The sequence below is a fragment of the Rhodococcus sp. P4_F3_2 genome (assembly GCF_056401335.1).
This window is the reverse complement of the sequence record NZ_JBFUJN010000044.1, coordinates 1-12,819: the sequence shown is the minus strand read 5'-3', so window position 1 is coordinate 12,819 and position 12,819 is coordinate 1. Positions and strand designations below refer to the sequence as shown.

Annotated in this window: 14 protein-coding genes; 5 read left to right on the top strand and 9 right to left on the bottom strand. The window is 63.3% G+C overall.

Annotated elements, in window-relative coordinates:
- Positions 1-22 precede the first annotated feature (22 nt).
- The 4 genes from AC1DWA_RS29425 to AC1DWA_RS29410 form a co-directional block, all read right to left on the bottom strand.
- Complete coding sequence (locus AC1DWA_RS29425; RefSeq protein ID WP_003945034.1) at positions 23-1,147, bottom strand: glutamate--cysteine ligase; 1,125 nt, start codon at positions 1,145-1,147, stop codon at positions 23-25.
- A gap of 90 nt (positions 1,148-1,237) precedes the next feature.
- A complete protein-coding gene (sodC, locus tag AC1DWA_RS29420; RefSeq protein WP_019744498.1) occupies positions 1,238-1,939 on the bottom strand; it encodes a superoxide dismutase[Cu-Zn] in 702 nt (233 codons plus the stop codon).
- A 95-nt stretch (positions 1,940-2,034) separates the two neighbouring features.
- On the bottom strand, positions 2,035-2,631 hold the full coding sequence (locus tag AC1DWA_RS29415) for a LytR C-terminal domain-containing protein (RefSeq protein ID WP_020968855.1): 597 nt from the start codon (positions 2,629-2,631) through the stop codon (positions 2,035-2,037).
- Between the two features lie 53 nt (positions 2,632-2,684).
- A complete protein-coding gene (locus AC1DWA_RS29410) occupies positions 2,685-3,035 on the bottom strand; it encodes a DUF3263 domain-containing protein (RefSeq protein ID WP_007730120.1) in 351 nt (116 codons plus the stop codon).
- Positions 3,036-3,279: 244 nt separating this feature from the next.
- On the opposite strand from AC1DWA_RS29410, the gene AC1DWA_RS29405 reads away from it, so the two are divergent.
- Genes AC1DWA_RS29405 through AC1DWA_RS29395 form a run of 3 tightly spaced genes read left to right on the top strand, consistent with a single transcriptional unit; the run spans position 3,280 to position 5,648 of the window.
- Complete coding sequence (locus tag AC1DWA_RS29405; RefSeq protein WP_019744501.1) at positions 3,280-3,879, top strand: peptide deformylase; 600 nt, start codon at positions 3,280-3,282, stop codon at positions 3,877-3,879.
- 10 nt (positions 3,880-3,889) lie between these two features.
- Complete coding sequence (locus tag AC1DWA_RS29400; protein WP_477847955.1) at positions 3,890-4,831, top strand: N-acetylglutamate synthase, CG3035 family; 942 nt, start codon at positions 3,890-3,892, stop codon at positions 4,829-4,831.
- A gap of 16 nt (positions 4,832-4,847) precedes the next feature.
- Complete coding sequence (locus tag AC1DWA_RS29395; RefSeq protein WP_477847935.1) at positions 4,848-5,648, top strand: exodeoxyribonuclease III; 801 nt, start codon at positions 4,848-4,850, stop codon at positions 5,646-5,648.
- 44 nt (positions 5,649-5,692) lie between these two features.
- Here the strand turns inward: AC1DWA_RS29395 and AC1DWA_RS29390 are convergent, their stop codons facing one another.
- Positions 5,693-6,124: a GNAT family N-acetyltransferase gene (locus tag AC1DWA_RS29390; RefSeq protein ID WP_223257849.1), complete on the bottom strand. Its 432-nt coding sequence runs from the start codon at positions 6,122-6,124 to the stop codon at positions 5,693-5,695.
- A 248-nt stretch (positions 6,125-6,372) separates the two neighbouring features.
- On the opposite strand from AC1DWA_RS29390, the gene thiC reads away from it, so the two are divergent.
- Both thiC and thiD read left to right on the top strand, forming a co-directional pair.
- Positions 6,373-8,004: a phosphomethylpyrimidine synthase ThiC gene (gene thiC, locus AC1DWA_RS29385; protein ID WP_099697506.1), complete on the top strand. Its 1,632-nt coding sequence runs from the start codon at positions 6,373-6,375 to the stop codon at positions 8,002-8,004.
- Positions 8,001-8,843 (top strand): bifunctional hydroxymethylpyrimidine kinase/phosphomethylpyrimidine kinase, encoded by an 843-nt coding sequence (gene thiD, locus AC1DWA_RS29380; RefSeq protein ID WP_477847932.1) that lies wholly within the window; start codon positions 8,001-8,003, stop codon positions 8,841-8,843. The genes thiC and thiD overlap by 4 nt, the downstream gene beginning before the upstream one ends.
- 4 nt (positions 8,844-8,847) lie before the next feature.
- Here thiD and AC1DWA_RS29375 read toward each other — a convergent pair whose 3' ends face one another.
- From AC1DWA_RS29375 to AC1DWA_RS29360, 4 genes are all read right to left on the bottom strand, one after another.
- Positions 8,848-9,699: an adenylate/guanylate cyclase domain-containing protein gene (locus AC1DWA_RS29375; RefSeq protein ID WP_019744506.1), complete on the bottom strand. Its 852-nt coding sequence runs from the start codon at positions 9,697-9,699 to the stop codon at positions 8,848-8,850.
- Between the two features lie 97 nt (positions 9,700-9,796).
- Entirely contained in the window at positions 9,797-11,251 is a 1,455-nt protein-coding gene (locus tag AC1DWA_RS29370) for a M20/M25/M40 family metallo-hydrolase (RefSeq protein WP_019744507.1), read from the bottom strand.
- 132 nt (positions 11,252-11,383) lie between these two features.
- Entirely contained in the window at positions 11,384-12,154 is a 771-nt protein-coding gene (locus AC1DWA_RS29365) for an ABC transporter permease (RefSeq protein WP_019744508.1), read from the bottom strand.
- A partial coding sequence (locus AC1DWA_RS29360; RefSeq protein ID WP_477917391.1) for an AAA family ATPase occupies positions 12,154-12,819 on the bottom strand: 666 nt, incomplete at its 5' end. The genes AC1DWA_RS29365 and AC1DWA_RS29360, both read right to left, overlap by 1 nt.

Genomic DNA, 12,819 nt, shown 5'->3' with positions numbered 1-12,819 from the left:
ACCATCGGCAACACGGAGTGCTCTAAGTACCCAACTCCGCGACCAATGCGTCGACTACCGCAACCAGATCGCCGCCCGTCGCTTCCGCGACACGGCGTTGACGCTGGTAGGAGGCACCGCGACGGGGAATGTCCGCCACCGACGCCAACTCGTCCGCGCAGCCGAGTGAGACCGCAATCGGCGCCAAGTCGTCGAGCAGGCGATCCAGATCGTCAGTGACGAGGCACTCGTTTGCGTCGGAGTCGAGGATGATCTCGGCGTCCAGTCCGTATCTCGCTGCGCGCCACTTGTTTTCCTTGACGTGCCACGGCTGCATGTTCGGCAGAGTCTCACCGGCACTCAGTCTGCGGTCCAGATCGACGATGAGGCAGTGGACCAGAGCAACGAGAGCACCCAGTTCGGCGCGTGTCGAGACGCCGTCGAAGACCCGGACCTCGATGGTTCCCCACTTCGGCGCGGGACGGATGTCCCAGTGCATGCCGCCGATCTTGGTGATCACACCGGTCTTCATCTGGTCGTCGATGAACGACTCGTATTCGGCCCAGTTCTCGAACTGGTACGGAAGGCCGGCGGTGGGCAGCTGCTGGAACATCAACGCGCGATTGGACGCATAGCCGGTGTCCACACCGGCCCACATCGGCGAGGACGCCGACAGCGCCAACAGGTGCGGATAGCGCTGCAGCAGTGCGTTGATGATCGGGAAAACGCGATCCGCGGACGAGACACCCACGTGAACGTGCACGCCCCAGATCAGCATCTGCCGACCCCACCACTGCGTGCGTTCGATGAGTTCGTCGTAGTCGGGTGTCCGGGTGACCAGCTGCGTCGACCATTGCGCGAACGGGTGCGTGCCCGCGCTGATGAGATCGACGCCGAGCGGATTCGCAGCGCGGCGAAGCAGATCCAGTGACCTGTCGAGATCACTCATCGCCTCGCCGACCGTCGAGTGAATACCCGTGACGAGTTCGACGGTATTTCGCAGTAGTTCCTTGGTGATGTGCGGGGTTTCCGAGCCGGCAAGCTCTTCGACCGCCGAAAACACCTCGGCTGCTGTGTTGGAGAGATCTCTGGTCTTGCGATCGACCAGCGCGATCTCCCACTCCACGCCCAGCGTCGGGCGCGGCGAACCTGGAAATGGAACTACCACGCAGAGAATCCAATCACAGTGTCGGTAAAAACACCGTGCTGGCTACTGCGTGGTAGTCGCCGGAAGTGATGCAAAACTCAGGTGAGTTTGTCAGCTCTTGGTGATGACACCGCAAGCGACGCGTCCGCCGGCGTCACCGGTGTCGAGCGTCTGCTGATCCGGTGCCGGCGCGTAACGCGTCGGGATGTTGCCGAAGTTGTCCGCACCGGCATGGATCATGACGGATGTTCCACCGTTTGCGACCAGTTCGTCGACGGTGAACGCGTCGGTCGTGGTGACCAGCGTGGCGGTGCCGTCTTCGAGGACCTGAACCGAAGTGAGGTCACCGCTCGCCGGGTGGCCCGAGTGCCCCTCGGCCTGGAAGTGTCCGCCTGCCGAGAGGAAGTTACCCGGCTCTCCGCCGCTGGGAGCTACGGAATTGGTCTCGCACTTGGCGACCTGGTGAACGTGGAATCCGTGGAAGCCGGGGGTCAGGCCCTTGGCGTCGAGGGTGACCTTGACGTCGCTACCTTCCTGCGCGAACGTGACCGTTCCGACCTTGGCGCCGTCGGTGCCGTTCAGCGTTGCGGTGACAGTCTCGGCAGAAGCGCCGGCGTGAGCCGTCTCGGAACCGTGGCCGCCCGCGCTTTCGTGCGCGCTGGGATCGGCTGCACCGGTCCACACCGGAGGAGTCGTGCCGGGGACGCTGCTGGGCTCTTCGCTGTTACTGCAAGCGGTCAAGCCGAAAGCGGCAATCGCGACTACAGGGGCAACGACGCGCCAGGACAAACGCCGGGTGCTGCTGGGGGCCATCGAACCGCTCCTTTGAGGTGGCGAGAAAGTGCTTCTGATCATAACGGCGCGTGTAGTAGCTGGAACCGACGGGTCAGTTCCACCTTCACGACCGGTCAGTTGGAGGTCACGATCACGATCACGCCAGGTGACGCGTTCGCGATGCCGGCGAATCGAGGTTCTGCGGTGACTCCGAGTTCAGCTGCGATCTTCTGCGCCGCTGCCTTCTCCGCCGCGGACGATCCGTAGTACACCGTCGTCGTACTGACGGTGCCCTCGCTGTAGTTACCCGTCTCCTCGACGTTCCAACCTGCAGCCGTCAATTCCTCGGCAGTGCCTGCTGCCAGACCCGAGACGGTGCTGTTGTTGAGAACTCGAACGCTGATATTCGACGTGTCGACGCCGCTCGCGGAGCTGGAAGTCGTGGTCGTCGCAGTTCCCGAGGGACGCGACGTAGTGGTGGTATCGCCCGAAGCGGGTTGCGTCGTCGCTGCCGGCTTGGAAGTGGCAGATGCCGGTGCGGGGGCGCTCGTCGTGGCAGACGCCGAGGATTCGGTCTGCTCTGCTGCGGTGTTCTCGTCGCCCGATCCACCGTCGCTCGATCCACCCAGTGAGGCTGCTCCGAGACCGATGAACACGATCGCCAACGCGATCAACACCATGGCGATTGCGCGAAGCGGAGGTCCGGACGGCTGCTCTTTCGGGGTACTCACGATGTCGACCTTATCGCCAGTGTGTGGACAGCCCGATCATATGTACACGTGATTCAGGTGACCTCGAAGCCGAGGCGACGGGCGGCCCTGGCCTTCTGACGGCTGGCACGCAGACGACGCAGGCGCTTGACCAGCATGGGATCAGCCGCCAAGGATTCGGGGCGATCGACCAAGGCATTGAGAACCTGGTAGTAGCGGGTTGCCGACATGTCGAACAACTCCTTGATGGCTTCTTCCTTCGCACCGGCGTACTTCCACCACTGGCGCTCGAAGGAGAGGATGTCGTGCTCCCGGCGGGTGAGGCCGTCTTCGCCCACCTCGTGCATGCCTGCTGTATCTACTACCGAATCGTCGGCGCCAGTGCCTTCGGACTGGTTCCGACTACGCGCGGTTGCGCCGTCCATGTCACTCCTCGACTGCTGTGCTCGGCGTCAGCGAGACTCGTATGCCCGGTGTTCTTTTCCGACCGATATTCTCGCGGCCGTGAGTTTCCCGGTCCCCTGGCCCGAAGGTAACTCACAATTTCCCCCGCGGCCCACGTTCCGACCGAGCAACGAATTACATCGCTGTTCTTCAGCAACCATTGAACCATGATCGAGTGTGCGGGCCGTGATAACTGCGCGGGCGCGCCGCACTATCCTTGTCCGCATGGCTATCCTCCCCATCCGAATCGTCGGCGACCCGGTACTGCACAAGGCGACAGAGCCGGTCACTCAGTCTCCGGCCGAGATCGCCGAACTGATCGCAGACATGTACGAGACGATGGACGCCGCCAACGGCGTCGGTCTGGCGGCCAATCAGGTCGGCGTTTCACTCCGAGTCTTCGTCTACGACTGCCCCGGTGACGACCGCAGCAGCGAGCGTCGTCGCGGCGTCGTCGTGAACCCGGTACTCGAGACGTCCGAAATCCCCCAGACGATGCCCGACCCGGAAGAAGACTTCGAGGGTTGCCTTTCCGTTCCCGGCGAGCAGTTCCCGACGGGCCGCGCCGATTGGGCGAAGGTCACCGGCACCGACGCCGACGGCAACCCGATCGAGGTCGAGGGCACCGGATTCTTCGCACGGATGCTCCAGCACGAGACCGGGCATCTCGACGGTTTCCTCTACACGGACGTGCTGATCGGCCGCAACGCGCGCGCCGCCAAGAAGATCATCAAGCGTTCCGGTTGGGGCAAGCCCGGTCTGACATGGACGCCGGGCACCGTCGACGATCCGTTCGGTCACGACGACGACGATTACGAAGACTGAGAATTCCGCTCTGAACGGCAACATTTCGATCGGTAGCCGGGTGGTTTTGCGATACAAGCTCCCACCCGGCTATTCGCATCCCATGACCGACGTCATCGGCATCCTCGAGGGCGCCGATCCCATCGCCGTCCGCAGCGGCGACGGTCGGCTGGTCCAGGTCTCCGCCGATCAGGTGATTGCACTCAAGACTCTCTCGGCCCGCCCGATTCGCATCGGCGAGATTCGAAACCTCGAAACGGCTGCTGCTGCGGCGTGGCCGGGGGTCGAGCAGGCGTGGATCGACGGTTGGTTGCTGCGCGCCGGTCACGGTTTCACCGGCCGCGCCAATTCGGCTTTGCCGCTCGGTGGTGCGGGGACGGTTGCCGGCTTCGACGCGAGCACTCTCGAACGGATACGCCAGTGGTTCGGTGACCGCGGCCTGCCGACCCTGCTGCTCCTCCCCGATCGACTCGGCACCGCTCCGGACGGGTGGACCAGCGAGAAGGAAACCATCATGATGGCCGCCGATCTGGGCAATGTCACGCTGCCGCTCGGTCCTCCGGTCACCTCGTTCGCCGACCGCCCCGACCACAACTGGCTGTCGACGTACGACGCCCACGGAGATCCGGCGTACGTCGAGGCGGTCCTCACGGCTGTCGTGGGCAGTGCAACTTTCGGCGCGATCGGAAACACCGACACGACGCTTGCCATCGGGCGCGCTGCGCTCACCGAGGCACCCGATGGCAAGCGCTGGGTAGGACTGACCGGCATTCACGTCGCCCCTGAACACCGTCGTCACGGAATCGGGTCGCTGATCTGCGGAGATCTACTCTCCTGGGGTCGTCAGAACGGTGCGACGCACGCGTACCTCCAGGTTTCGGCGGAGAACTCCGCGGCGATCGCGCTCTACGAGCGGCTCGGATTCGTCGAACACCACCGCTACCGATACGCCACCGATCCTGTCGGCGGCTGACGCTAGGCTTGCCCTCGTGCGCATCGCTACTTGGAACGTCAACTCCGTCCGTGCCCGTACCGACAGGATCATCGACTGGCTCGGTCGATCCGACGTCGACGTCCTGGCAATGCAGGAAACCAAGTGCAAGGACGAGCAGTTTCCGTACGAACGCTTCAAGGAAATCGGCTACGAGGTCGCCCACGTCGGGTTGAGCCAGTGGAACGGTGTCGCCATCGCTTCCCGCGTCGGCTTGGACGACGTGCAGATCGGATTCGAGGATCAGCCAGGGTTCGACAAGGATCCCGATGCAGACCCGGTCCGCGAGGCACGTGCGATCGGTGCCACCTGTGGTGGTGTGCGGGTGTGGAGCCTGTACGTCCCCAACGGCCGTGAGCTGGAAGACCCGCATTACGCCTACAAGCTGGATTGGCTGGCCAAACTGCGCGACGACGCGGAGGGCTGGCTCAAGCAGGATCCCGACGCGCAGATCGCCCTGGTCGGTGACTGGAACGTCGCTCCTACGGACGACGACGTGTGGGATCCCGCTTTCTTCGAGGGCAAGACCCACACGTCGGAGCCGGAACGAGCTGCATTCACCGCCTTCACCGAGTCCGGGTTCGCGGACGTCGTTCGCCCGTACACCCCCGGTCCCGGCGTGTACACGTACTGGGACTACACGCAGCTTCGCTTCCCGAAGAAGCAGGGCATGCGAATCGACTTCATCCTCGGCTCTCCGGCATTCGCAGAGCGCGTCGAGGCGGCCGAGATCGATCGAAACGAGCGAAAAGGCAAGGGCGCCAGCGATCACGCTCCAGTGATCGTAAAGCTCGGGTGATCGTAAAGCTCGGAGCCTGATCGTCTGTTTGCAACCTCCGGCGGCTAGTCCTCGACGAGCAGTTCCAGATACTCGGGATGCTCGCCGAGGTACCGCTGAACATAGGTGCACACAGGCCGCACCGACCATTCACGTTCACGGGCGCAGTCCATCGCGAACTGCACGAGTACGGCTGCCAGTCCCTGCCCGCCGTACTCCTCCTTGACGACGGTATGCATGTACGCAACCACGTCGCCCGCTTCGGCTCCGCTCCCCGAAATCTCGTCCTCGTCGCGGTATCCGAGGATGCCGACCAACTCGTCGTCGGAGAGCAGTTCGAATCGTTCGTGCGACGGATTGTCCACGAGCGTGACTTCCGGTGAGGTTCCGGTTCTCGAGTTTTCGATGTCGTTCATTGCGGCGACCTCCACGGCACGATCTGCAACTGCGCGATCTGCGACTGCTGCGTTCGCACGCTCTCCATAACTGTGATCCATGCCACTCATAGAATCAGCTACCGACGACGYTGTCCCGGGTTCGACCAATTTTTGCACCGCGAACGACTCCACCGCAATCGCAGTGAAACGCTTTTTCGGGGTTGAGATAGAGTCGCCCGGTGCCGCTGTGACAGCGGGCACAAATTTCATACAACCACCACGGGGGCTCGCACCAGCGGGCTGAGAGGACGGCTAGGGCCGTCGACCGGATGAACCTGACCGGATAATGCCGGCGTAGGGAGCGCACCATGCAGGAGAAGTCTGTCCGTACGGCTGTTCACGCGACTGTCCACACCGCTGTGACAACCGGCCCGATCGAGGGCAGTAGCAAGCACTACGTCGAATCGGATTCTCTCCGGATCCCACTCCGACGCGTCACTCTCACCAATGGTGAGCATCTGGACCTGTACGACACGTCAGGTCCTTACACCGACACGGACGCCGACATCGACCTCGATGCAGGGCTCCCGACGACCAGGGACACCTGGGAACGCCCGGAAAGCAATCGGACGCAACTGGAATGCGCCCGAGACGGTGTGATCACCCCGGAGATGCGCTATTGCGCTGCACGCGAGGGCGTTTCAGCCGAACTGGTGCGTTCCGAGGTGGCTCGCGGGCGGGCGGTAATTCCCGCGAACCATCGCCACGGCGAGCTGGAGCCGATGATCATCGGCAAGAAGTTCGCCGTCAAGATCAACGCGAATATCGGGAACTCGGCCGTAACCTCCTCTGTTGCAGAGGAAGTCGAAAAGATGGTGTGGGCGATCCGCTGGGGCGCCGACACCATCATGGACCTGTCTACCGGCAAGGACATCCACCTGACCCGTGAATGGATTCTGCGCAACTCACCCGTACCGGTCGGCACGGTACCGATCTACCAGGCACTCGAGAAAGTCAACGGAGATGCCACTGCTCTGACATGGGAAATCTACCGCGACACGGTAATCGAGCAGTGCGAGCAGGGCGTCGACTACATGACCGTGCATGCCGGTGTAAGAATCGGTTACATCGCTCTGACTGCTGGTCGCGTCACGGGAATCGTCTCGCGCGGCGGCGCGATCATGGCCGCGTGGTGCATGCACCACAGGCAGGAATCGTTCCTCTACACCCACTTCGACGAACTGTGCGAGATCTTGCGCCGATACGACGTCACGTTCTCCCTCGGTGACGGGCTTCGACCGGGATCGATCGCCGACGCCAACGACGCCGCCCAATTCGCGGAGCTTCGCACTCTGGGAGAACTCACGAAGATTGCGAAATCCGCAGGAGTCCAGGTCATGATCGAGGGCCCCGGACACGTTCCCATGGACAAGATCGAGGAAAACGTCCGCCTGGAAGAAGAGCTCTGCGACGAGGCACCGTTCTACACCCTCGGACCGCTCGCTACCGATATCGCGCCGGCGTACGACCACATCACCTCCGCCATCGGTGCGGCGATGATCGCACGGGCGGGAACGGCGATGCTCTGTTACGTCACACCCAAGGAACACCTCGGCCTGCCCAACCGAGACGACGTGAAAACCGGTGTGATCACCTACAAGATCGCTGCCCATGCAGCAGACCTGGCAAAAGGGCACCCGAATGCACAGGCCCGCGACGACGCACTGTCCAAGGCGCGCTTCGAATTTCGCTGGTTGGACCAGTTCGCTTTGTCACTCGACCCGGACACCGCCAGGGAGTTCCACGACGAGACACTACCGGCCGAGCCCGCCAAGACCGCACATTTCTGCTCGATGTGCGGGCCGAAGTTCTGCTCGATGCGGATCTCGGCGGACGTACGTCAGTACGCGGAAATCCTGGAAGCGGAAATCCCGGAAACCGAGTCCATCCGGACCGAGCTGCCGTTTCCCCAGGTCCGGTCGGTAGGCTCGTCGTCGTGAAGCTGCTGCCCCTGACCCCCGCCGGACAGACCCCGATTCGGGCATTGACCATCGCCGGAACCGACTCCGGCGGCGGAGCCGGCATTCAAGCCGATTCCCGCACGATGGCGATGTGCGGAGTACACGCCTGTGTGGCCGTCGCCGCTGTGACGGTCCAGAATTCGGTGGGCGTCAGCGGATTCCACGAGATTCCGCCGGAGATCGTCGCCGACCAGGTGCGCGTCGTGGTCTCGGACATCGGCGTCGGCGCAGCGAAGACGGGAATGCTGGCCTCGACGACGATCATAGAAGCGGTAGCCGCAGTTGCCGCCGAGGTGGGGATCGGCCGCGACCGACCGATCCCGCTGGTGGTCGACCCCGTGTGCGCGTCGATGCACGGCGATCCACTGTTGCACGAAGAAGCTCTCGACGCGGTCCGCAACACCTTGATTCCGGCTGCCACGGTGGTCACTCCGAACCTCGACGAGGTTCGGTTGATCACCGGCATCGAGGTCGTCGACGACAAGAGCGCCCGCCAAGCGGCAGAAGCGTTGCATGCGCTCGGCGCTCAATGGTCCATCGTCAAGGGCGGCCACCTTCGTACTTCGGAGTTGTCCACCGATCTGTTGTTCGACGGCGACCGTTTCCTCGAATTCAGCAGTGCCCGGATCGACACCGGCAACGATCACGGCGGCGGAGACACGCTGGCCGCTGCGATCACTTGCGCTCTCACACATGGCTATTCCGTTCCGGACGCGGTGGCGTTCGGCAAAGAGTGGGTGACCAAGTGTCTCGAGGCGTCGTACGACCTTGGCGCGGGACATGGTCCGGTGTCCCCGCTCTGGCGGCTCCAGGTCTAGTGCGCTAGTTCCGGCGTACGCGCCAGATTCCCAGGTCGACGGGAACTCCGTTTGGCGTGGTCGCGAAGAACCCTCGTCGCCATGGCCGGATCGTGAGATCGAGATCCTCCAGGGTGCCGGCTTCGAGTTCCTCGAGAGTTGTCGCCGACATCATGACGTTGCCGTCGCCGCCCAAGCCCATCATCCGGGCGGCGATGGTCACGTCGACGCCGAGCCAGTCGTCGCCGATCTGGCGCGGGGTACCCGTGTGGAGGCCGACGCGCATGCGTGGGGTGTATCCGTCGAGGTCGACTTCCGCGAGTGCGTCCTGCGCGGTGAACACCGCCTTCAAAGCCGCATCCGGGCGAATGAACACGGCCATCAGACCGTCGCCCATCCGTTTGACGACGTGTCCGCCGTTGTCGGTGATCGGGGTTTCCACGGCCTGCGCCACGGCACGCAGGAGCGTCAGCGTGGCGCCGTCACCGGCTTCGAGCGACCAGGTGGAGAAGCCAACCAGATCGGTGAAGACGATGGTCAGTTCTTGATCACCGCGGCCGCGGCCCATCTTTTCCAGCGCCGCCTGCCACACCTGCAGTGCTCCGAGGCTCACTTCGCGAGTGGCTGCCGGCTTCTGATCGAGCAATCTGTCAGCGACGCGGGCCACGGCACGAGCACCGCCAGGACCTGCCAGCGAGAGCGGGTCTCCGAACCCGGGATCACCGGGTAGTGCCCGCCTCAGCCGTCGTAGCGCGTCGATGAGCTGCTGCCGACGGTTCAGTTCTGCCGCAGAGTTCAAGACGACGTCGACGACGCCTCGAACCGAGGAGGAAGGAGCACCTGTCGTGTCGGTGCCCTCCGGGGACAGATCAGCCATAACTCAAGCGTAACTCAGAGTTACAGACAGTGTGCTGCCGCCGTTCTCGCACAGTGGCCTCCTGGTCGCTCGCACAGTCGATCATTCGGTCAGTCGATCATTCGGTTCTGGCCTGCGTTCGAGCATCGCCGACGGGAACGCCGTTCGGCCCGCTCAAATCCTGGGCATACGTCGCAACTCCGAAGGCTACTGCAGAAGCGTTGGCCGCGAGCGCTTCGCGATCGATGTTCGCGAGGTTGTCCTGGGCACTGTGGTAGTTCGGGTCGAAGGTCTCCTCCGCTTCGCCGCCCCACTTCTCGGCCTGAGCCGGCGTCTTGCGTTCGTCCGCGCCGCTGAACACTCCGCCCGCCGGGATTCCGATCTCGATGAACGGGCCGTAGTCGGAACGCCCGTCGAAGTCCGTTCCGTCCGCCGCAATCCCTCGCCCGGCGAGAAAATCGACGAAGGTGCGCTCGATGCCCGCCGACCCCTCGGGCCCTGGCCCCTCCCCGACGGCATCCGAGTTGTCACCGTCGTAAGCCAGGTATCCGGCATTGGGCGAACCGAGCATGTCGAAATTCAGATACAGGGCGATGTCGGCCCGTTCCTGATCGCTCAGACCTTCCACGTAGCGGGTGGAGCCGACCAATCCCACTTCTTCCGCTCCCCAGAACGCGAAACGCACGGCATTCTCGATGCTCGGTGAGCTTCCCATCTGCAGCGCGGTTTCCAGCACGGCTGCGGTGCCGCTTCCGTTGTCGTTGATTCCGGGACCTTCCGGCACACTGTCCAGGTGGGCGCCCACGACAACCACGTTGTCGGTCGCGCCGGTCTTGGTCTGTGCAATCACGTTGCGCGACTTCGTCGTTTCCGTCGACGTGTCGAGAATCAGCGTGAGGTCTCCGGGCGCTACGGCAAGAGCCTCGCCCGACGCCTTGCTCACCCCGCCGGTCGGGATGCGGGCGTCTTCGGGTTCACCCAAGGTTGCCCCGCCCAGCATCGCGTCCTCGTTGTTGGCAACCAACAACGCTGCCGCGCCGCGGTCAGCGGCGATCTTCTGCTTGTCGCCGAACGGGCACACTCCGCGGGTGACCAGCACGATTGCACCATTCACGTCACGGCCGTCGTAGTCGGTGGCCTCGCAACCTGGTGTCTCGTCGGCGGGAATCACCACCAGGCGTGCCGTGATTCCGGTCGGTCCCGTGGAGGGGGAATATGTCAACGCCCGCACCGGAACATCGGAGCCGTCAGTAGCTTTCAGGGATTCGGTGCCGGGATCGAAGGAGCTGAAGTCGAATTCCGGGGTACTGACGTCGAAGCCCTTGTCTTCGAGCAGGTTTGCCACGTAGTCGACACTGGCGTCGTAGCCGGGGGTTCCGGCCGATCGATTGCCGTCGTTGTTACCGGCGATCTTCTCGAGTTGCTCCAGATGCCCGGTCACGGCGTCGACCGTGACGGTCTCGGCGAATGCCACCGGATCTGCCGGGACGGCTGCTTCACTTCCCGACGACGAGCATCCACTCACCACGAGTGCTCCAGCCATTCCGACCACAACCACACCGAAGAGTCTCATCTTCGGAGGATATCGGCCGGAGCACAGGAAAGGGACCCAGTACGAATGGTTTTTCGTACTGGGTCCCTACTCTGCTGTCACTCCGCGTTCTCGGTAGGTCTCCCGACAACACCTACCGAGGGAGCGACAAGATCAGGCGTCGCGACGATTCACGATGACAATACTTGCTCCGAAAATCACCAGAACGAAGGCCGCGAAGTAGATCAGGCTGCCCCAGGGTCCCCAGTGGAAATCAAGGCTTCCGCCGCCAGGGCTGAGGAAGTGGTTTGCATTCGCGAACGGCAGGAACGGGGTGATCTTCTCGCCGACACTGCCGAACAGTCCGAACAGGCTCTCGATGAGCAGCGGCCAGAGCAGGAGCAACGCAATAGCGCCCGCCGACTGGCGGATGATCGATCCGACGCCGACAGCAAGAATCACGCAGAGGAAGGCGTACACCGGGATGCCGTAAATCGCACGCCAGTCATCGCCGGTCGACAGGGTCAGGCCCGTGCTGGCCTCGGTACCGGCCATGGCTTTGGCCACCGCATAGGACCCGAAAGCGAGGACAAACGTCAGCACCGCGCCGAAGGCACCGATGAGGCCGGCTTTGGCGATGAGAACCGAGGCACGGTTCGGAACTGCCTGGAACGTGGTGCGGATGGTCCCGAAGCGGTACTCACTGGTGACCGCGAGGGCCGCCATGATCATGAGAACCATGATTCCGAAACCCGAGATGCCGGCCGTGGCAACGGCGGTGTCGAGGTCCGGTGCTCCCTGGACATCGGAGGACGTCAAAGCCGACTTGGCAACCGCGCCCATGATGGCCGCGAAGCCGAGTGCGAGCACCACGATGATGACCGAGCACCAGAGCGGCGACTTGGTCGTGGTGATCTTGATACGTTCAGCACTGAGAACAGCCATTACAGTGCACCTCCCATAGCCTGCTGTGTGTTTGCCTGCTGCGTATTTGCATGGTGTGCACCAGCACCCGGATCGATACCGGATGCGTGGTACTGGACATCGTCTCCGGTCAACTTCATGAACGCATCCTCGAGCGATCCCTGCTGGGACGCCAACTCGTACAACACGATTCCCTGCGAACCAGCCAAACCACCGATCACRTCAGTCGTCGAATCCACGACCACCAACGCCGGCGCAACACCGGAACCGTCCTCACGCACCGTCAACCCCTGCGAGAGCAACACACTGCGCAACGCATCGAGCTGAGGACTRCGCACSCGCACCGTCGACTCCGACGAACGATCCACGAACTCCGCGACCGTCGAATCCGARATCAACCGACCCCGGCCGATCACCACCAACTGCTCCGCCGTCAACGCCATCTCCGAGAGAAGGTGACTCGACACCAGCACCGTGCGGCCCTCGGCSGCCAACCGCTGCATGAACTTACGAATCCAGACGATGCCCTCCGGATCGAGACCGTTGACCGGCTCGTCGAACAACARCACCTTCGGATCRCCCAACAACGCACCCGCCAACCCGAGACGCTGCGACATACCGAGCGAGAACCCGCCGGCCTTCTTGCCCGCCACCTCGGACAATCCGACCAACCCGAGCACCTCGTC

Excerpts from the sequence above, each read along its gene's own strand:
- sodC (WP_019744498.1), bottom strand. The coding sequence starts at position 1,939 with ATGGCCCCCAGCAGCACCCGGCGTTTGTCCTGGCGCGTCGTTGCCCCT.
- AC1DWA_RS29410 (WP_007730120.1), bottom strand. The coding sequence starts at position 3,035 with ATGGACGGCGCAACCGCGCGTAGTCGGAACCAGTCCGAAGGCACTGGC.
- AC1DWA_RS29405 (WP_019744501.1), top strand. The coding sequence starts at position 3,280 with ATGGCTATCCTCCCCATCCGAATCGTCGGCGACCCGGTACTGCACAAG.
- AC1DWA_RS29390 (WP_223257849.1), bottom strand. The coding sequence starts at position 6,124 with ATGGATCACAGTTATGGAGAGCGTGCGAACGCAGCAGTCGCAGATCGC.
- thiC (WP_099697506.1), top strand. The coding sequence starts at position 6,373 with ATGCAGGAGAAGTCTGTCCGTACGGCTGTTCACGCGACTGTCCACACC.
- AC1DWA_RS29375 (WP_019744506.1), bottom strand. The coding sequence starts at position 9,699 with ATGGCTGATCTGTCCCCGGAGGGCACCGACACGACAGGTGCTCCTTCC.
- AC1DWA_RS29370 (WP_019744507.1), bottom strand. The coding sequence starts at position 11,251 with ATGAGACTCTTCGGTGTGGTTGTGGTCGGAATGGCTGGAGCACTCGTG.
- AC1DWA_RS29365 (WP_019744508.1), bottom strand. The coding sequence starts at position 12,154 with ATGGCTGTTCTCAGTGCTGAACGTATCAAGATCACCACGACCAAGTCG.